The organism is Halomonas sp. SSL-5 (genome assembly GCF_030708455.1).
In the GTDB taxonomy this organism is placed as follows: Bacteria; Pseudomonadota; Gammaproteobacteria; order Pseudomonadales; family Halomonadaceae; genus Halomonas.
Map to the genome: position 1 here is coordinate 138,789 of NZ_JAUYWF010000010.1, position 20,083 is coordinate 158,871.

Sequence of the window (20,083 nt, forward strand, 5' to 3'; positions counted from 1 at the left end):
TTCGCTCGCCGACTTTTCAGACAAAGCCTAGGCTGACAGAGCCTAACGGCGCTTGGTGCGGGCGGTGGCCTCGGCGGTGGTAGGATCCTCGGGCCAGGGGTGCTTGGGATAACGCCCCCTCATCTCGCGGCGCACCTCGGGGTAGCCGCCCGCCCAGAAGCTCGCCAGGTCGGCGGTGACCTGCAGCGGTCGCCGCGCCGGCGAGAGCAGGTGCAGCAGCACCGCCTCGCGGCCATCGGCGACCCGGGGCGAGGCCTGCCAGCCGAAGCACTCCTGCAGTTTCACCGCCAGCACCGGCGGCTTGTCCTCCAGGCAGGGGGCGTAGTCGACCCGGTGGCGGGCGCCGCTGGGCACCGCCAGGCGCTCAGGGGCGAGCTCGTCGAGGTGGGCGCGCAGCGGCCAGTCGAGGGTGTCCAGCAGCAGCCGCGAGAGCGGCAGGCGCTCCACGGCCTCCAGGCGGGTGATGCCGTCGAGGTGTGGGCCCACCCAGCTCTCGAGACTCGCGAGCAACGCCTCCTCCGAGACATCGGGCCACTCCTCGCCCAGGGTCTGGCGCAGCAGCGCCAGGCGGCCGCGCAGCTGGGTGAGGGCCTCGTCCCGGGGCAGGCCACGGCGGCGCAGCGCCTCGAGCAGGGCCTGCCGCACCGCCTCCGGCGGCAACGCCTGGAGCGCTCGGCGCTCGAGTACCACGGCCCCCAGGCCGAGCACCCGCTCGCCGATGAGGCGGCCCTGCTCGTCGGACCATTCGAGCCGTGCCCGCCACTCACCGCACTCGGGATAGAGCGCCTCCAGCCGCGCTCGGGAAAGCCCCACGCCGCGGAAGATCCGCGCCCCGCTCGCCTCGCCGGAGAGTTCGGCGACCACCAGCAGCTCGGCGTGGGCCAGGGGGTGCGCCTCGGGCAGGGTCGCCAGTCCCCCGGAAGCCAGGCGGAAGCGGCCCGGGGCGTCGAGGCGCTGGGCGATGCGCTCCGGGTAGGCGACGGCCAGCAGTGCCCCCAGCGGGGCCAGGCTCGCCACCTCGAGGCGCACACCGGCGATGCGGGCCAGCCGCTCGGCGTCGCGCCGCCACTGGCGATGCTCCCGAGGCGCCTTGAGCCGCGCCTGCAGCGCCCGTTCCAGATCGCGTTCGTCGTCCAGGCCACGCTGTTCGAGTGCCGCCACCAGGGCGCAGGCCAACGGCACCGCGTCGAGCTCGACGGCACGCTCCAGCATCGTCGCCAGGCGCGGATGGGTGGGCCAGCGGGCGGCGGCGCGTCCCCGCTCGGTCAGGTGCCAGGCGTCGTCCAGTAGCCCCAGGCGATGCAGCAGGTCGCGCCCTGCGGCCAGCGCCGCGGCGGGTGGCGGGGTCACCCAGGCCAACTGGCTCGGGTCGGTGATGCCCCAACGGGCCAGCTCGAAGGCCAGCGGCGCCAAGTCCGCCTGGCGGATCTCCGGCTCGCCATGGGGCACCAGCGGCTGCTCCTCGGCCCATAGCCGCAGGCAGAGGCCCGGTCCCTGGCGGCCGGCACGGCCGCGGCGCTGGTCGGCGCTGGCACGGTTGACACGGCGGGTCTCGAGGCGGGTCAGGCCGCTTCGGGGCTGGAACACCGGCACCCGCTCGAGGCCCGCATCCATCACCAGGCGCACGCCATCCACGGTAACGCTGGATTCGGCGATGGCGGTGGCCAGCACCACCCGCCGGCGCCCGTCGGCGTCCGGGCGCAGGGCGCGGCGCTGTGCCGCCAGGGGCAGCCTGCCGTGCAGTTCCATCACGACAAGCTCAGGCGCCCGGCCGGCGAGTTCCCGGGCCAGCCGGCGAATCTCCGCCACCCCGGGCAGGATCACCAGGGCGTCGCCCTCCTGCTGCGCCATGGCGTCGAGCAGCGCCCTGGCCTGCTGGGGGGCGGTGTCGTCGCGTGCAGTGAGGGCGCGGTGGCGAGTCTCGACGGGAAAGCTACGCCCGGGGCAGTCGATCACCGGGGTCGCCTCCCCCAGCACCCCGAGCAGGGCCTCGACATCCAGGGTCGCCGACATCACCAGCAGGCGCAGGTCGTCACGCACCGACTGGGCATCAAGCGCCAGCGCCAGGCCCAGGTCCGCCTCCAGGCTGCGCTCGTGGAACTCGTCGAAGAGGATGCCGGCCACGCCCTCGAGCAGGGGGTCCTCCTGCAGCATGCGGGTCAGCACCCCCTGGGTGACCACCTCCAGGCGGGTGTGCGGGCCGACGCGACTCTCGCCGCGCATGCGGTAGCCGACGGTCTCCCCGACGCGCTCGCCCAGGCTCTCGGCCATGAAGCCGGCGGCCAGGCGCGCCGCTACCCGCCGCGGCTCCAGCAGCAGCAGCCTCCCCTCGCGGGCCCAGGGCGCCTCGAGCAGGGAAAGCGGCACCCGGGTGGTCTTGCCGGCGCCGGGTTCGGCCACCAGCAGCGCACGGGGATGGTCGGCCAGGGACGCCTGGATGGCGGTGAGACGGGAGTCGATGGGCAGGGACATAGGCGCTTCAGTCGGCGGCGGGCTCGGTGCGCGGCCGCACACCGCACCCCTGGAGGATCACCCGGGTCAGGAAGGCGGTGATCGACTCCACGTCGGCGTCGCTCAGCGAATCGCGGTCGGTGATGCCGAGCACCTGTGCCTCGAAGTCGGCGTAGTGCTGGGTGGCCGACCAGATCAGGAAGATCAACCACACCGGATCCACCGGGTCCATCAGGCCGCGCTCGGCCCACCGGCGGAAGATCGTCGCGCGCGCCTGCACCCAGTCGCGCAGGTCGCCGCGCAGGTACTCCTGCAGGAAGGGAGCGCCACCCAGGATCTCGGCGGCGAACAGCCGCGACCCCTCGGGATGACGCCGGGAGAGGCGCATCTTGCTGCGGATGAAGGCCTCCAGCACCTCGGCGGGGTCGTCCTCCACGGAGATGTCGTCGAGCAGGGCGTTCCAGCGCGCCATCATCCGCTCCAGCAGGCGAACGTAGAGGCCCCGCTTGCTGCCCATATAGTAGAGGACGTTCGACTTGGGCAGCCCCGCCTGCTCGGCGATGTCGGCCAGGCTGGCGCCGCGGTAACCGTGGGCGGCGAAGACCCGCTCGGCGGCGGCCAGGATCTCGCGCTCGTTGCGCTCCCGGGTGGCGCCGTTACCACCCTCCCTCCCGGGGTTCGCGGGGACGTCACCCTGGCTCATCAAGCGCCTCCTGGCGGTAGGAAAGATTGGGGCGAGTTTGCCGCATGCCCCGGGGGCGTGCAAACGGGGCCCGACACAGGCTGTCTGGGCAGGCTGCTCCAGCGTGAGGCGACGGGCCAGGGCGGAGAGGGCCGAGGAGCAGGACCTTGCAAAGCCCCCTTGTCTGGACCATGCTGAAGTCATTCCTGACCGAGCGGTCAAGTTGATGCCTGACACGCATCCCGACGCGATCGCCGGTCGCAACAACGAGTCGCAATCAAGAACAGAGACAACACGATGATCGACTTCCTGCTCAACGGGCAGCCCCGCCGGTGCGAGGCCTCGCCCGACACCACCGTGCTCGAGCTCCTGCGCGACACCCTGGGCCAGACCGGCACCAAGGAGGGCTGCGCCACCGGCGACTGCGGCGCCTGCACGGTGGCCATCGGCGAGCCAGACGCCGAGGGCAAGACCCGCTACCACGCCGCCAACGCCTGCATCACCCCGGCCCACCAGCTCCAGGGCCGCGCCCTGGTCACCGTGGAGGGGCTGGCCCGGGGCGAGACCCTGCACCCCGCCCAGGCGGCCATGGTCGAGCACCACGGCAGCCAGTGCGGCTTCTGTACCCCGGGTATCGTGATGTCGCTTTTCACCCTGCATGAAAGTCAGCGACGGGGAGATGGAGAGCGTCCGGCGCCCCTGACCCCGGAGCGCCTCGAGGCCGCGCTCGGCGGCAACCTCTGCCGCTGCACCGGCTACCGTCCGATCCGCGACGCGGCGCTGGCCATGGGCGACTACCCCGAGGCGCGCGCCGAGTGGCTCGACCTCGCCGTGGACGCCGCGGCCCCGCCGCAGGAGGCGGCGCCCGAGGCCGCCTTCGTCCAGCCTACGATCCTGGAGGCGCTGATCGCCGAGCGTCGCGCCCACCCCGAGGCGCCGCTCGTCGCCGGCGGCACCGACCTGTGGCTCGAGGTGACCCAGCGCCTGGCCCGCTTCCCGCGGGTGGTGGACGTCACCCGGGTGGCCGAGCTCGCTGCCCTCGAGGAAACCACCCTCGCGGATGGCCGCGCCGGCTGGTGGATCGGCGGCGCGGTGACCTATGCGCGGCTCGAGCCGCTGCTCGCCGAGCACTATCCGGCCTTCGCCCACCTGCTGCACCGGCTGGGCTCGGCTCAGGTGCGCAACCGCGGCACCCTGGGCGGCAACATCGCCAACGCTTCCCCCATCGGCGATACCCCGCCGGTGCTGCTCGCCCTGGGCGCGCGGCTATGGCTCGCCGGACCGAAGGGTGAACGCGAGCTGCCCCTGGACGACTTCTTCCTCGACTACAAGAAGACCGCACTGAACCAGGACAAGGAGTGCGAAGGCGAGGTGATCCGCGCCATCTTCCTGCCCAGGCCAGAGGCGGGACGACACCTGAAGGTCTGGAAGCTCTCCAAGCGGCGCGAGGACGACATCTCCGCGGTGCTCGGCGCCTTCGCCTGGCGCCTCGAGGAAGGCGTGCTGCGCGACGTGCGCCTCGCCTTCGGCGGCATGGCGGCCATCCCGAAGCGCGCCGCGGCCGCCGAGGCGGCCCTGGAGGGGCAGGAACCGACGGAAACGGCCTTCGCGGCGGCCCGCGCCGCCCTGACTGAGGACTTCCGGCCGATGTCCGATGTGCGCGGCAGCGCCGACTACCGCCGCCTCTCCGCCGCCAACCTGCTCGAACGCCTGCGCCTGGTGATGGCCGCCGGCGACCAGGACACGCCATCCACCAGCGCCCGGGAGGTGATGCTCGATGCGTACGCTCACTAGGCTTTCGACCAAGGCGCCCGACACCCGGCATGACGACGTGGGGCCCGACGCCGCCGCGGCGCGTCGCGACCTCGAGGGCCGCCTCCAGGGCGACGGCCCCGCGGCCCGTGAGTCCGTGACCCGGGAGGCCCCCGGCGCCGGTCCCGCCGGCAGCGCCCGCGCCCACGAGAGCGCCATCAAGCACGTCACCGGCCGGGCCGCCTATATCGACGACCTGACGGTGCCGGCGAACTGCCTGCACCTGGCGCTGGCCCTCTCGCCGGTGGCCCATGGCCGCCTGAGGCGCCTCGACCTCGACCGGGTCCGCGCCCTGCCGGGCGTGGTGGACGCCGTAGGCTTTCATGAGGTGCCCGGCCACACCGATATCGGGCCGGTCTTCCCCGGCGACCCCCTATTCGTGGAGGAGGAGATCAGCTACGCCGGCCAGGTGCTCTTCGCGGTGGCCGCCGAGAGCCACCGCGCCGCCCGGGAGGCGGTGAAGGCGGCCCTCGATGCCGGCGTCGTGGAGATCGACGAGCAGCCGGCGAGCCTCGATGCGGTGGCCGCCGCGGAGCGCGAGGAATTCGTGCGCCCCACCCATGTCCAGGCGCGCGGCGACTGGGCGGCCAGCCTGGCCGAGGCACCGCTGAGGGTGGAGGGCGAGCAGTTCGTCGGCGGCCAGGAGCACTTCTACCTGGAGGGCCAGGCCTGCCTGGTCACCCCCACCGAGGATGAGGGCGTGGTGGTGTACACCTCCAACCAGCACCCCAGCGAGACCCAGAAGCTGGTGGCCGAGGTGCTGGGGGTGCCCCTGCACGCGGTCACCGTGGAGGTGCGGCGCATGGGCGGCGGGTTCGGCGGCAAGGAGACCCAGGCCTCGCCCTGGGCCTGCATGGCCGCGCTGATCAGCCGGCGCACCGGCCGCGCGGCCAAGCTGCGTCTGCCACGAGGCGAGGACATGCGCGTCACCGGCAAGCGCCACCCCTTCCACAACCGCTACCGGCTGGGGGTGGACGAACGGGGCGTGATCCAGGGTGGCGAGATCACCGTGATCGGCGACTGCGGCTACTCCCCGGACCTCTCGGACGCCATCGTCGACCGCGCCATGTTCCACGCCGACAACGCCTACTCCCTGGGCCAGGCGCGGGTCACCGGCCATCGTGCGCGCACCCATTTCGCCTCCAACACCGCCTTCCGCGGCTTCGGCGGCCCGCAGGGGATGATGGCGGTCGAGGCGGCCATGGACGATATCGCCCGTCGCGTGGGCGAGGACCCGCTGACCATCCGCAAGCGCAACCTCTATCGCCCCGGACGAGAGACCACCCACTATGGCCAGAGCGTGGAGCAGCTCGGCCTGCTCCATGAGCTGATCGAACGCCTGGAGGCGAGCAGCGACTACTGGGCGCGGCGCGACGAGATCGCCGCCTTCAACGCCGAGAGCCCGGTGATCAAGCGCGGTCTGGCGCTGACCCCGGTGAAGTTCGGCATCTCCTTCACCGCCAAGCACCTCAACCAGGCGGGCGCCCTGCTCCACGTCTATACCGACGGCAGCGTGCAGATCAACCACGGCGGCACCGAGATGGGCCAGGGGCTGCACACCAAGATCTGCCAGGTGGTGGCCCGGGAGCTGGGCCTCGATCTCGACGCCGTGCGCATCACCGCCACGCGCACCGACAAGGTGCCCAACACCTCGCCCACCGCCGCCTCCAGCGGCGCCGACCTCAACGGCATGGCCGCCCGGGACGCCTGCCTGAGGCTCAAGGAGCGCCTGTTCGATTTCGCCACCGAGCACCTCTATACGGACCAAGGCCTGGACCGCGAGGGCATGCGCCTGGCGGACGGTCACCTGGTGGCGGGTGAAGGCGAGAGCGAGCGGCGCATCCCCTGGGGGGAGCTGGTGCAGGCGGCCTACTTCGGGCGGGTCTCGCTCTCCGAGAAGGGCTTCTACGCCACCCCGCTGATCCACTACGACCGCCAGACCGGCCAGGGGCGTCCCTTCTACTACTACGCCTTCGGCGCCGCGGTGGCCGAGGTGCGGGTGGACACCCTGAGCGGCGAGTACCGGGTGGAGGGGGTCGATATCCTCCACGATGTGGGCGACTCCCTCAACCCGGCCATCGACGCCGGCCAGGTGGAGGGCGGCTTCATCCAGGGCATGGGCTGGCTGACCAGCGAGGAGCTCCGTTGGGACGAGGGGGGGCGGCTGCTCTCCGAGGGCCCGGCCACCTACAAGATTCCCACCTTCGGCGACCTGCCGCCGCGCTTCAACGTCGCGCTGATGGAGGGCCACCCCAACTCCATGGCCAGCCTCTACCGCTCCAAGGCGGTGGGCGAGCCGCCCTTGATGCTGGCCATCTCGGTGTGGTCGGCACTGCGCGACGCCCTGGCGAGCCTGGCCGACTACCGCGAGGCGCCGCGCCTCGACACCCCGGCCACCCCGGAGCGAGTATTGATGGCCGCCGAGGCGCAGCGCCAGCGCCGGGAGGCGACGCCATGATCGCACGCGCCGAGAGCTGGCACGCCGCCCTCCACCGGCTGCAGCGCGAGGGGGTGCCCCATGTACTGGCGACCCAGGTGACCAGCGCCGGCTCCACCCCGCGGGAGCCCGGGGCGCGGATGGTGATCACCGCGGATGCCGTCTTCGATACCCTGGGCGGCGGCACCTTCGAGTGGCAGACCATCGAGGCGGCTCGCCGCCGCCTCGAGGCCAACGAGCCCGGCATGAGCCTCGAGGCCTTCAGCCTCGGCGGGCGCAGCGGCCAGTGCTGTGGCGGCTTCGTCAATGTGCTGCTGGAGGTCTTCCCGGGTAGCCCCGTGACCCTGGCGCTGTTCGGCGCCGGCCACGTCGGCCGCGAGATCGTACGGCTGGCCGAGCCCCTGGGCTGGCAGATCCTGTGGCACGACAGCCGCGACGACGCCTTCCCGGCCTGGGCCAACGAGATCCCGCGCCTGGAGTGCCGGCGCACCACGGACCCGGCCGCCGCCGTGGCCGAGCTGCCCGCCGGCAGCCATGCCCTGGTGATGACCCACGACCACGCCGAGGACCGCGCCCTGGTGGACGCCCTGCTGTGTCGCGGCGACACGGCATCGCTGGGCCTGATCGGATCACAGAGCAAGTGGGCGAGCTTCCGCTCGCGGCTGCGGGACGCCGGCCACGATGAGTCGGCGCTGGCCCGGGTGCGCTGCCCGATCGGCATGGCGGCGAGCCCGAATCAGAGTGAAAGGAGGGGCGGCGACAAGACCCCCTACGCCATCGCGCTGGCCAGCGTGGCCGAGCTGTTGCCACTGACGGCAGAGGCCGAGCGCCCCGACCAGCGCGGCCTGGACCCCGCCGAACTGAGGGCCACTTTCAAAAGGGCTACCCCCGGAACCTAGGGGCGCCGGGGGCAGGTCGAAGAGGAAAAAGGAGGCCTGCCGCCGGATCAGCCCCGGTGATACCAGATGATGAGTTCGACACCATGACGACGACAGACTCGCGCGTGCTGCGCGCCGAACTGCTGAGCTTCGATGCCGACCCCGGGGACGACGACACCCCGGCGCCGGGCAGCGTGCGCCACCACCCCGATGGCGCGGTGTGGATCGAGAACGGCCGACTCCGCGCCGTGGACGACTATGCCACCCTGGCCCCCCTACTGCCCCCCGGCATCGAGGTGGTCGACCATCGTGGCAAGCTGATCACCCCCGGCTTTATCGACAGCCACGTGCACTACGTGCAGCTGGAGATCATCGCCTCCTACGGGCGCCAGCTGCTCGACTGGCTAAACGACTACACCTTCCCCGAGGAGCTGCGCTTCGCCGACCCGGACCACGCCGCGGCGCTCTCAGAGGCCTTCCTCGATGAGCTGCTGCGGGTCGGCACCACCACCGCCCAGGTGTTCTGCTCCAGCCACCCCGCCTCGGTGGACGCCTTCCTCGCGGCGAGCCACCGGCGCGGCCTCTGCATGCTGGCCGGCAAGGTGCTGATGGACCGCAACGCCCCCGAAGGACTCACCGACGACGTCGTGGGCGGCATCCGCGACAGCGAGCGGCTGATCGGCGACTGGCACGGCAAGGGGCGTCTGGGCTACAGCCTGACCCCGCGCTTCGCCCCCACCTCCAGCCGCGCCCAGCTGGACGCCACCGGCGCGCTGCTGCGCAACGACGAAAGCCTCTGGCTGCAGACCCACCTGGCCGAGAACACCGGCGAGCTGGACTGGGTGGCGGAGCTCTTCCCGGGCAGCCGCGACTACCTGGAGGTCTACGAGACATCCGGCCTGGTGGGGCCGCGCAGCACCTTCGCCCACGGCATCCACCTGGACCAGGCGATGCGCGGTCGACTGGCCGAGTGCGGGGCCAACCTCGCCTTCTGCCCCAGCTCCAACCTCTTCCTGGGCAGCGGGCTCTTCGACCGCCAGGCCGCCCGGGAGATGGCCCTCAACGTCACCTACGCCAGCGACGTGGGGGGCGGCACCGACCTCTCGGGCCTGGCCACGCTGAAGGCCGCCTACCAGGTGGGGCAGCTGCGCGGCCAGCCGCTCACCGCCTGGCAGGGCTTCTACGGACTCACCCTGGGCAACGCCCGGGCCCTCTCGCTGGATCAGCGCATCGGCCGCCTGGCGCCGGGCATGGACGCCGACCTGGTGGTGCTCGACCCCGCCGCCACGCCGCTGCTGGCGCGGCGCACGGCGCGCTGCCGCAGCCTGGCCGAGACCCTCTTCGCGCTGATGATGATGGGCGACGATCGCTGCGTGGCCGAGACCTGGGCAGGCGGCCGGCTCCAGCACCGCCGCCCCTAGGCTCTGTCCGAAAACTGGCTGCGCTCGGCCATACGGCGTTAAAAATCGACTCAAAGTACTCATTTACAACCCGTAAACTCCGTCTTTTCGCCGATTTTTGCCTTGTCTGACCTTCGCTCGCCGACTTTTCAGACAAAGCCTAGAGTGGCTCTACGCCTCGGCCAGCAGCCGGCGAAGTTCGTCGCGCCGGGCCTCGTCGACGAAGGCCGCCTCGATGGCGTTGCCGGCCAGGCGGCGGAAGGTGGCCTCGTCCCAGTCGAAGGCGCGCTGGCAGGCGAGGAAGTTCTCCAGCATGCCGCCGCCGAAGTAGGCCGGGTCGTCGGAGTTGAGGGTGACGTTGAGCCCCTCGGCCAGCAGGCGCGGCAGCGGGTGCTCCTCGAGGCGCTCGACCACCTTGAGGCGCACGTTGGAGAGCGGACAGACGGTGAGCACCACCCGCTCGTCGCGCAGCCGGGCGACCAGCTCCGGGTCCTCCAGGCAGCGCACGCCGTGGTCGATGCGGCACACGCCGAGGTGCTCCAGGGCCCCGCGGATATAGGCCGGCGGCCCCTCCTCGCCGGCGTGGGCCACCCGCGGAATGCCGAGTTGCCGGGCGCGCTCGAAGACCTCTACGAACTTCTCCGGTGGGTTGCCCCGCTCGGCGCTGTCCAGCCCCACGGCGTCGAGCATCTCCCAGTAGGGAGCGGCCTCCTCCAGCACCCTGAGCGCCTCCTCGGCGTCGCGGTCGCGCAGGAAGGCCATGATCAGGGCGGTGGAGAGTCCCAGTTCCCGGGCCGCCTCGCGCCGCGCCAGGGAGAGCCCCTCCATCACCACCGACAGCTCGACCCCGCGCGCCAGGTGGGCCTGGGGGTCGAAGTGCATCTCTACGTGGACCACTCCCTCGGCGTGGGCGCGCCGGAAGTAGTCCATGGCCAGGTCATGGAAGTCCTGGGCGGTGTGCAGCACGCTCATGCCCTGGTAGTAGAGATCAAGGAAGGACTGCAGGTCGGAGAAGTCATAGGCGGCGCGCGCCTCCTCCACCGTGGCGTAGGGCAGCGCGACCCCATTGCGCTCGGCCAGGGTGAACATCAGCTCGGGCTCGAGCGCTCCCTCGATATGCAGGTGCAGTTCGGCCTTGGGCAGGCGGGTCAGGAAATCGCGCATGGCTCGTCTCGCTCTCCTCGGTCCTGTCACTCCATCCTGATAGAAAGCGGGCCACCGCGCAAAGCCCCTGGCCTCAACGCCCTCTTGACCGTATCAACGCCCTCTTTGACCCTCTCGACGCCCTCAGGGCAGCTTACGCAGGGTCTCGGCCAGCGCCTCGCGGCGTCTCTCGCGCTCGGCCTCGGCGTGCTGACGCTGATCCTCCAGCTCGGCGATGCGCTCCTCTGCGGCCTCGAGATCGCCCAGGTAGCGCTGCCCGAGGTCGTTGTCGGTGCCCACCGCCGCCAGGTTGTCGCGGATCCGCGCCTGGCTCTCGGCGGCGCGACCCAGTTCCCGAGCGATGCGCTCGAGCTCTCGCTCCACCTCGGCCAGGGCCCGGCGCCGCTCCAGCACGGCCTCGAGTCCCTCGGCGGTCTTCCCCTCGGCGGCTTCGCGCCACTGCACCAGCTGCGCCTCGCCGGCATCGACCAGGGCCACGCTCTGGCGGCGAGTCAGCGTTTCCACGGCCGCCACCTCGCCGCTCTCTCCGGCATCCAGGGAGAGCGCCAGGCGATGATGGCTCGGCGTGCTCTCGGCCAGGGCCTCGGAGGCGAACTCCCAGCCCTCGCGGCGCGGGTGTTCGATCAGCACCTCGCGGGCCTCGCGGGCGTCGTTCTCCACCGCGTAGCGGGTGAGTCGCCGCGACACGTGGGTGAGGCGCAGGGCGCCGTCGACGATCACCATCCGCTCGAGCCGCTCCTCGGGACGTGAACTCTCCACCACCCGCACCTGGCGGTCGGCGGCGAAGCTCGCCAGCCGCGACTCGCCGGCCGGGATACCGGGCAGGTCGACGTCCCCCACATGGCCGACCTCGGCGTCATAGACGGTGACCAGCCCCGGCGGCAGCCAGGCGTCGGTGGTGTTCTCCAGGCGCACCGCGGCGACCGGATGGCGCTCGCCACGCTCGGGCTGATAGAGCGAGACGCGACGCGCGGGTACCTCGGCATCGATATAGGGCAGCGACAGGGTGCGCCCGGCGTCCAGGTCCACCGGGACGGGCAGCCGCCAGGTGGCGGCGGTGGCGCTCTCGCGCACCTCGGGTCGCCGGGCCGGCGCCGAGGGGGCCACCTGAGCGCGATCCTCGGCGGCGGCACCGAAGGCCATGGCGGACTCCAGTCGGGCGGCACGGGACTCGGCGATGGTGCCTTCGTCGTGTCGAACCGGCGCGGTGGCATCGGCGCTGACCGGCACCTCCGGGCGTGTCGGCCAGTAGCGCTCCAGCAGGCGCTGGGTCAGGGTCACCGGGGCGCCGCTGGAGAGGGTCAGGGCCACGTCGTCCCAGTCACTGCCGCTGGCGTTCTCGACCACCGACCAGGCCTGCAGTCGCGCCCTGTCTTCGGCCTCGAGCAGCAGCCGGTAGGCGCTCTTCCAGACCGGGGCGGCCACCACATAGGTCAGCGACACCTCACGCTCGCCCTCCCCCTCGAGGTCGATGGCGATGCAGCGTATCTGGTCGGTGCGTGCCCGGCCGCTGACCTCGGCGGCCTGGCCCAGGCGCTCGCGCAGGGTCGCATCGAGGATCTCCAGACGCGCATCGTCGCCCAGGCGCAGCGTCGCCACGCTGCCGGCCTCATCGAGCAGCGACAGGGTGGCCACGCGGCGGCCCTCGTCGTCGGGCTTGCTCATGGCGACGCCCAGCAACAGCCCCTCGAGGCGCTGGCCACCGGCGCTGACGCGCACCTCCACCCCCTGGAGGGTCGCGGCCAGGCGCGCCACCGACCCCAGGTCCTGGGGCCCGAAGGGCAGCCGGCGGAAGGTCTCCTCCTGGGTGGCCAGGCCGTCGAGGCTGAGTCCCTTCAGTCGCCCCGCGGGGTCGCGGACCACCAGGCTCTTGAGCACGTCGTCGACCTGCTCGAGAGGCACCTCCAGCAGCAGGGTCCCGTCGCCGTCGAGGGTGGCGTGACGCTGCACCTCGGCCAGGCCACCGGAAGAGAGGGTCACCGCCTCCACCGGCAGCGACTCGGCCAGGACCGCGCCCATGGGCCAGGCGGCGGCCAGGGTGACGGCGAGGCGAAGGGGGGTATGGCGGCGGCCGCGCCGCGGTGCTGCATCCCTGACAGACATGGTCGACTCCTCGAGAAGGTGGATTCAAGAAAGCTGAGCGGGTTCAGGTATACCCTGCCAGGCGTCCTTCGACCAGCGTCAGGCGCCGATCGATCCCCGGCGGATCGAAGGCCCCGCCATCCAGCTGATGGACCAGGAAGAGCGTGGTGCGGCCCGACAGCCAGGCATCCAGGCGCGGCCGCAGGCGTGCCACGCTGGCGGCGTCCAGCCCGGCGAAGGGCTCGTCGAGCAGCACCAGGTCGGGGTCCATCAAGTGCAGGCGCGCCAGGGCGAGGCGCCGCACCTGGCCGCCGGAGAGGCGCCGGCCGCCCTCGCCCACCCTTGTCGCGAGCCCTTCGGGAAGGGCCTGGGCCCAGGCCGCCAGCTCCACCCAGGCGAGCGCCGCCCACAGCTCACCCTCCCCGGCCTCGGGGCGGGCCAACCGAAGGTTGCCGGCCAGGCTGTCGTCGAGCAGGTCGATGCGCTGGGTCAGCGCCGCCACGCGCCGACGCAGCTCGGCCTCGGGCCAGGCCGAGAGCGCCGCATCACCCAGCCGGATCTCGCCGGCGGCGGGAGTGAGCTGGCGCAGCAGCAGCGCCACCACGCTGGACTTGCCCGCCCCCGAGGCGCCGCACAGCGCCAGCCGCTCGCCGGGGGCCAGACGCAGAGACACCTCCTCAAGCGCCGGCAGCGGCGCGCCAGGGTAGCGCAGCGATACTGCCGCCATCTCGACCGAGAGGGGCCCGGGGGGTGGTGCCTCGCCGGCCTCCGCCACGGGTTTGTCCGCGGCCTGGCGCAGGCCGTTGAGCCTTGCTGCCGCGCCCCGGGTGGCCCCCAGCCAGGTGAAGGCGGCGGGAAGGCCGGCCAGCGCCTCGCTCATGGCCAGCACCGCCAGGGGCATCATCACCGCCAGGGGGCCCGAGAGCCCACCGGCCTGCCAGGCCGTGGCGGCGAGCCACAGCGCCGCGAGCGCGGCCGCCCCGACCAGCATGACAGACAGGGCATTGCCCAGCGCCACCAGGGTGCCGAGCCGACGCTGGTCCCGGTAGAGTTCGGCCTCCAGGGCGTCGAGGCGTCGGCGATGATCGGCCAGGGCCCCGTAGGCCTCCAGTTCCGCCATCCCCTGAAGCTGCTCCACCAGGCGCCCCCTCAGCGCCTCGCGACCCGCGACCTGGCGCCGGCTGGCGGCCATGCCCAGGCGCGCCTGGCCGACCACCAGCCAGGCCCAGCCTGCCAGCAGCAGCCCGCCCACGGCGAGTCCCACCGTCGGGGCGAACAGGGCCAGGAAGGCCGCCAGTCCCAGGATCGCCAGCAGCGCCACCGCGGCGGGTGCCAGCAGGCGCAGGAAGAGGCTGTCCAGGGCGTCGATATCGGCGGTCAGGCGGTTGAGCCAGTCGCTGGCGCGACGCTGCGCCAGGGCGTGGGCGTCGAGGCCGGCCACCACGGCGAAGAGGCGCCCGCGCAGGTCGGCGAGCAGGCGCAGCACGGTGTCGTGGTTGTAGAGCCGCTCCAGGTAGCGGGCCACCGTGCGGGTCACGGCGAAGGCGCGGATTCCGCCCCCGGGCAGGTAGACATCCAGCCGCGCCGCCACGCCGGCGGCCAGCAGCAGCCCGGTGAGGCCGGTGGCGGTGATGAACCAGCCGGAGAGGGCCAGCAGGCCGATGGCCGCGACCAGGGTCAGCGCCATCAGTCCGGTGCCACCGGCCAGCCGCCCGCGATGACGGGCCAGCATGGCGAGCCAGGGGGCCAGCTCGGCGAGCAGGCCTCGGCGACCCTCGTCGGAGCGCTTCATGGCGACCGCCCTCCCCTTGCATCCAGTGCCAGGCGCCGGTCGGCCAGTGCCATCAACGCCGGATGATGCGTGGCGATGACCAGGCAGCGCCCCTGCTCGGCGAGTTCACCCAGCGCGGCGATGACCCGCGCTTCAGTCTCGGCGTCGAGGCTCGCCGTGGGCTCGTCGAGCAGCACCAGCGGCGCATCGCCGAGAAACACCCTGGCCAGCGCCAGGCGCTGGGCCTGGCCCCCGGAGAGCCCGGTGCCGCGCTCGCTCAGCGGCGTGGCGAGCCCCGCGGGCAGCCGTGTGAGCAGCTCGCCCAGGCCGGCGCGCCGGAGCGCCTCGAGACACCTCTCGTCATCCGCCCCGGGGGCGGCCAGGCGCAGGTTGTCGGCCAGGCTGCCCTGGATCAGCAGCGGGCGCTGGTCCATCCAGGCGAAACGCAGCCCCGGGGCCGTCAGCCGCTGCCCCTCGCCCGGCCCCAGGAAGCCGGCGAGCAGCGAAAGCAGCGTGGACTTGCCCCCGCCCGAGGGGGCGGTGATCGCCACCACCTCGCCCGGGACCAGGGTCAGGTCCAGCGGCCCCAGCACGCGGCCGCGCCCCGGGTAGTCGACGCAGGCGCCCTCGAGGCGCACCAGCTCGCCCGCCGGCGCCGGATGGGCCTCCTCGGACTCGCCACGCAGCGCCACGGGGTCCTCGTCGAGCAGCGCCACCAGGCCATCGGCCGCCCCCAGGGCCGCGGCACGGTCGTGATAGTGCTGGGAGAGCACGCGCAGCGGCTGGAAGAACTCCGGGGCGAACAGCAGCACCAGCAGGCCGCTGTAGAGGGTCAGCTCGGGCGAGGGGCCGTAGCCGATATAGCCGAGCAGGCCGAAGCCGACATAGATCGCCACCACGGCGATGGCCACCGAGGCGAAGAACTCCAGCACCGCCGAGGAGAGGAAGGCCACGCGCAGGGTGCGCAGGCTGCGCCGGCGATAGTCATCGGCGGCGGCATGGACCTCGTCGGTGGCCTCCCGGGTGCGACCGAAGAGCTGCAGGGTGCTGACCGCCCGCACGCGGTCGATGAAGTGGCCGGCGAGCCGCGATACCGCCTCGAACTGTTCGCGATTGAGGCGCTCGGCACCCATGCCCACCAGGGCCATGAACAAGGGGATCAGCGGTGCCGAGAGCACCAGGAAGAGCGCCGCCAGCCAGTCGAGCCAGGCGACGGCGGCGAGCACCAGCAGCGGCTGGATGACCGCCAGTAGTCGCTGGGGGCGATAGCGCGCCACATAGCCATCCAGGGCCTCCACCTGCTCCACCAGCTGACTGGCCAGCGACGCCGAGTGGCGCGCGGCGAGCCCCGCCGGCCCCAGGCGCGCCAGGTGGTCGAGCAGCTCGGCCCGCACCCGACGACGCAACGCCAGGCTGGCGGCGACTCCCAGTCGCTCCTGGGTAAACAGCGCCAGACTGCGGCCCCCCAGCAGTCCCAGCATGCCCAGCGCCAGGGGGACCAGCGCGGCTGACGGCACCTTCTCGACCAGCAGCTCGCTGACGAAGCGGGCCAGCAGCGCCAGCTGCCCCATGGTCGCCAGGGTGGCGGCCATCCCGGCGGCGACCGCCAGGCCGAGGCGGCGACGCTGCGCGGCGGCATGCGCGGCCAGCCACCGGGACGCTCGCCCGGTGACGCTACGGCGACCGGCCACCGCCTAGTGGTAGCCGTCGCCGGGACGGACCTTGCCGCGGAACACCCAGTAGGTCCAGGCGGTATAGGCCAGCACGATGGGGATCACGAAGAGCACGCCGATCAGCAGGAAGAGCTGCGACTCGGGCGCCGAGGCGGCGTCCCAGATCGTGTAGTTCGGCGGCACGATCACCGGCCACTTGCTGGCCACCAGGCCCAGGTAGGTGAAGAGGAACAGCCCCAGGGTGGCGATGAACGGCTGGCCCTCCTGGCGACGGTAGACGGCCATCACCAGCCAGGCGGCACAGGCCAGGGCCAGGGTCGGCAGCACCCAGATCAGGTGGATATGGTTGAACCAGCGCTGGAACACCGCGGGGTCCACCAGCGGGGTCCAGAAACTGATCATGGCGAAGGCGGAGAGCACCGCCAGCAGCAGGGCCGGGGTGATGCGATAGGCCCAGCGCTGCACCTCGCCTTCCGACTTGAGGATCAGCCAGGTGGCGCCGAGCAGCGCATAGCCCGTCATCAGGCTGACCCCGGTGAGCACCGCGAAGGGGGTCAGCCAGTCCAGGGCACCGCCGACGAAGACGAAGTCCTCCACCGGGAAGCCCTCGATATAGGCGCCCACCACCGCCCCCTGGGCGAAGGCGGCCACCGCGGAGCCCCAGCAGAAGGCGCGGTTCCACCACACCCGATTGCGCCGCGACTTGAAGCGGAACTCGAAGGCGATGCCGCGGAAGATCAGCCCGGCCAGCATCAGGAAGACCCCGATATAGAGCGCCGGCAGATAGACCGAGTAGACCAGCGGGAAGGCGCCCAGCAGGCCGGCCCCGCCCAGCACCAGCCAGGTCTCGTTGCCATCCCACACCGGCGCCACGGAGTTCATCATCACGTCCCGGGCCTCCTCGTTCGGCGCGAAGGGGTAGAGGATGCCGAGGCCGAGGTCGAAGCCATCCATGAGCACGTACATGATCACGCCGAAGCCGATGATCAGCGCCCAGATCACGGAGAGATCGAAGGATTCCATGTCACTGCCTCCAGGTCGGGGCCGCATCGTCGTCGAAGCGGGCGTTGACTGCCGAGAAGGGACGCTTGGCGTGATGGGCCTCACCGGTGTCGTCACCCGATTCGGGCAACATGCCCTGGCGCACCACCCGGGTCAGGTAATAGAGACCGCAGGCGAACACCACGGCGTAGACCGCCATGTAGCCGAGCAGGGTGAACAGCGCCATGCCACCGGTCAGCGACGGGGTCACCCCCTCCGCGTGGGTCATGATGCCGTAGACCAGCCAGGGTGCGCGCCCGGTCTCGGTCACGAACCAGCCGGCCAGCACCGCGATGAAGGGCGTCACGCTCATCACGCGCAGCGTCTGCAGGAAGCCGCGATGCCGATAGAGGCGGCCACCGCGACGCAGCCACAGCCCGGCCAGGGCGACCCCGATCATCAGGAAGCCCAGCCCGACCATGACCCGGAACGACCAGAACACCAGCCACACCGGCGGCTGCTCCTCCTCCGGCACCTCGCTGATCCCGGGAACCTCGCCATCGGCATGGTGGGTCAGGATCAGGCTGGCCAGGTTGGGGATGCCGATCTCGAAGCGGTTGCCCTGGGCCGCCTGGTCGGGCCAGGCGGCCAGCAGCAGCGGCACGTTGGGCCCGGTCTCCCAGTTGCCCTCCATGGCGGCCACCTTGGTGGGCTGGTGTTCCAGGGTATTGAGACCGTGGAAGTCGCCGATCACCGCCTGGGCGGGGGTCAGCACCAGCAGCAGCCACAGGCACATGGAGAGCGCCCGGCGGTTGGCCTCGACGTCACGGCCGATCAGCAGATACCAGGCGCTGACACCCGCCACCACGAAGCCGCCGGTGACGAACGACGCCATCACCTTGTGGGAGAAGCGCCACGGGAAGGAGGGATTGAAGATGGCCGCCGCCCAGTCGGTGATATGGAAGCGGCCATCGATCAGCTCGGCACCGGCCGGGGTCTGCATCCAGCTGTTGGCGGAGAGGATCCAGAACGAGGAGATGAAGGTGCCCAGCGCCACCATGAGCGAGGCGAAGAGGTGCACCCCCTGGGGGACCTTGCCCCGGCCGAACAGCAGCACCCCGAGGAAGGCCGCCTCCAGGAAGAAGGCCGTGACCACCTCGTAGCTGAGCATCGGTCCCATGAAGTTGGCGGTAGCGTAGGAGAAGTTGCTCCAGTTGGTGCCGAACTGGAAGGACATCACGATGCCCGACACCACGCCCATGCCGAACACCACGGCGAAGACCCTGGTCCAGAACAGCGCCAGGCGATCCCAGGCGGGGTTTTCCGTCTTGTAGAAGAGGCCGTTGAGCACGGCGATATAGGACGCCAGGCCGATGGTGAACACCGGAAAGATGGCGTGGAAGGAGACCACGAAGGCGAATTGCAGCCGCGACAGCAGGAGAGGATCCAGTTCCATGACGCTTGCCTCGTTACACGGGTAACTCGAGAAGGTCGCAAGGGATGCGGATGCGCGCCGCGGCGCGCATTGTGCCTCGGGGACCGGCAGCCGCCGGTGCCGTGACGCATTCCTCCTGGACACCAGGGGACAGGCAAAGCCTAGGCGCCCGTCGGATGTAACGCTACTCTAGCGCGACACCCCCGCCTTGAGGGGGTGTCGCGTTGTCGCAGCCGGCCGTCAGCCGGCACCACCGCTGATCACCAGGTTCACCATCCAGCCGGTGTAGGCGAGGAACATCGCCAGCAGCGCCGCCCCCTCGAAGCGGTTGATGCGCCCCTCGCGCCCCCGCCAGCCCATGGCGAACACCGCCAGCATGACCGTCATGACGGTCATCAGGCTCCAGTCGCGCAGCAGCACCTCGGCGCCCACCTCGATGGGGTGGATCACCGCCGCGAGGCCGACCACGCCCAGGGTATTGAAGAGGTTGGAGCCGACCACGTTGCCCAGCACCAGGTCGTGCTCGCGGCGACGCAGCGCGCTGATCGACGAGGCGAGTTCGGGCAGCGAGGTGCCCACCGCCACCACGGTCAGGCCGATGATCAGGTCGCTGACCCCGAACCCCTGAGCGATGGCCACCGCCCCCCATACCAGGATGCGCGAGCTGATCACCAGCAGCACCAGGCCGACGCCGGTCCAGACCAGGCCGACCTTCAGGCTCATGGGATGAACCTGCAGGCTCTCCTCGGTCTCGGCGGCCAGCGGGTCTGCGCCCTCGCCGCGGGCCCGCCAGATACTGACGCCCATGAAGGCCGCCAGCAGCACCAGCAGCAGCACGCCCTCCAGTCGACCGATCATGCCCCCCCACATCAGCAGCGCCGAGAGCAGCGTCACCGCACCCAGCACCGGCAGCTCGCGACGCACCACCGAGGAGTGCACCGCCAGCGGCGCGATCAGTGCCACCAGCCCCAGGATCAGGCCGATGTTGGCGATGTTGGAGCCATAGGCGTTGCCCAGCGCCAGGCCGGGATTGCCCTGCCCCGCCGCCAGCGCCGAGACCACCAGCTCCGGCGCGGAGGTGCCGAAGCCGATCACCAGCATCCCGATCAACAAGGGGGAGAGCCCCAGGCGAGCGGAGGTCGCCGCCGCGCCATCGACGAAGCGCTCGGCGCTCCATACCAGCAGGATCAAGCCTGCCACTACCGCTACCGCGGGTAGGATCATCGTCTCGTTCCCGTTACATTCAGGTTTGCATGTTGGAATATGGTAGTGCCCGCGGGGACGTGTCACACTTTCCACCTGCCCACGGCCCGGCGA

General features: G+C 71.7%; 13 protein-coding genes. 4 read left to right on the forward strand and 9 right to left on the reverse strand.

Annotation, left to right across the window (positions count from 1 at the left end):
* Positions 1 to 42 precede the first annotated feature (42 nt).
* Both hrpB and RAN53_RS13170 read right to left on the reverse strand, forming a co-directional pair.
* Complete coding sequence (hrpB, locus tag RAN53_RS13165) at positions 43 to 2,472, reverse strand: ATP-dependent helicase HrpB (RefSeq protein WP_305797271.1); 2,430 nt, start codon at positions 2,470 to 2,472, stop codon at positions 43 to 45.
* A 7-nt stretch (positions 2,473 to 2,479) separates the two neighbouring features.
* Positions 2,480 to 3,154, reverse strand: a complete 675-nt coding sequence (locus RAN53_RS13170; RefSeq protein WP_305797272.1) for a TetR/AcrR family transcriptional regulator — start codon at positions 3,152 to 3,154, stop codon at positions 2,480 to 2,482.
* A gap of 276 nt (positions 3,155 to 3,430) precedes the next feature.
* On the opposite strand from RAN53_RS13170, the gene xdhA reads away from it, so the two are divergent.
* From xdhA to guaD, 4 genes are all read left to right on the forward strand, one after another.
* The gene (gene xdhA / locus RAN53_RS13175) at positions 3,431 to 4,927 is read left to right on the forward strand and encodes a xanthine dehydrogenase small subunit (protein ID WP_305797273.1); all 1,497 of its coding nucleotides are present in this window, start codon (positions 3,431 to 3,433) and stop codon (positions 4,925 to 4,927) included.
* Positions 4,911 to 7,403, forward strand: a complete 2,493-nt coding sequence (gene xdhB, locus RAN53_RS13180) for a xanthine dehydrogenase molybdopterin binding subunit (protein ID WP_305797274.1) — start codon at positions 4,911 to 4,913, stop codon at positions 7,401 to 7,403. The genes xdhA and xdhB overlap by 17 nt, the downstream gene beginning before the upstream one ends.
* Positions 7,400 to 8,281, forward strand: coding sequence for a xanthine dehydrogenase accessory protein XdhC (xdhC, locus tag RAN53_RS13185; protein ID WP_305797275.1), 882 nt, complete (start codon positions 7,400 to 7,402; stop codon positions 8,279 to 8,281). The genes xdhB and xdhC overlap by 4 nt, the downstream gene beginning before the upstream one ends.
* Positions 8,282 to 8,364: 83 nt before the next feature.
* A complete protein-coding gene (gene guaD / locus RAN53_RS13190) occupies positions 8,365 to 9,681 on the forward strand; it encodes a guanine deaminase (RefSeq protein WP_305797276.1) in 1,317 nt (438 codons plus the stop codon).
* 150 nt (positions 9,682 to 9,831) lie between these two features.
* Here the strand turns inward: guaD and RAN53_RS13195 are convergent, their stop codons facing one another.
* From RAN53_RS13195 to RAN53_RS13225, 7 genes are all read right to left on the reverse strand, one after another.
* Positions 9,832 to 10,824 (reverse strand): adenosine deaminase, encoded by a 993-nt coding sequence (locus tag RAN53_RS13195; RefSeq protein WP_305797277.1) that lies wholly within the window; start codon positions 10,822 to 10,824, stop codon positions 9,832 to 9,834.
* 123 nt (positions 10,825 to 10,947) lie between these two features.
* Entirely contained in the window at positions 10,948 to 12,927 is a 1,980-nt protein-coding gene (locus RAN53_RS13200; protein WP_305797278.1) for a DUF4139 domain-containing protein, read from the reverse strand.
* Positions 12,928 to 12,970: 43 nt separating this feature from the next.
* Positions 12,971 to 14,698: a thiol reductant ABC exporter subunit CydC gene (gene cydC, locus RAN53_RS13205; RefSeq protein ID WP_305797279.1), complete on the reverse strand. Its 1,728-nt coding sequence runs from the start codon at positions 14,696 to 14,698 to the stop codon at positions 12,971 to 12,973.
* Positions 14,695 to 16,368 (reverse strand): thiol reductant ABC exporter subunit CydD, encoded by a 1,674-nt coding sequence (cydD, locus tag RAN53_RS13210; protein ID WP_305797280.1) that lies wholly within the window; start codon positions 16,366 to 16,368, stop codon positions 14,695 to 14,697. Before cydD ends, cydC begins: the two co-directional genes overlap by 4 nt.
* Positions 16,369 to 16,371: 3 nt before the next feature.
* On the reverse strand, positions 16,372 to 17,373 hold the full coding sequence (gene cydB, locus RAN53_RS13215; protein WP_305797281.1) for a cytochrome d ubiquinol oxidase subunit II: 1,002 nt from the start codon (positions 17,371 to 17,373) through the stop codon (positions 16,372 to 16,374).
* Position 17,374: 1 nt separating this feature from the next.
* Positions 17,375 to 18,787 (reverse strand): cytochrome ubiquinol oxidase subunit I, encoded by a 1,413-nt coding sequence (locus RAN53_RS13220; RefSeq protein WP_305797282.1) that lies wholly within the window; start codon positions 18,785 to 18,787, stop codon positions 17,375 to 17,377.
* Between the two features lie 219 nt (positions 18,788 to 19,006).
* Positions 19,007 to 19,990, reverse strand: coding sequence for a calcium/sodium antiporter (locus RAN53_RS13225; RefSeq protein WP_305797283.1), 984 nt, complete (start codon positions 19,988 to 19,990; stop codon positions 19,007 to 19,009).
* Between the last annotated feature and the right edge of the window lie 93 nt (positions 19,991 to 20,083).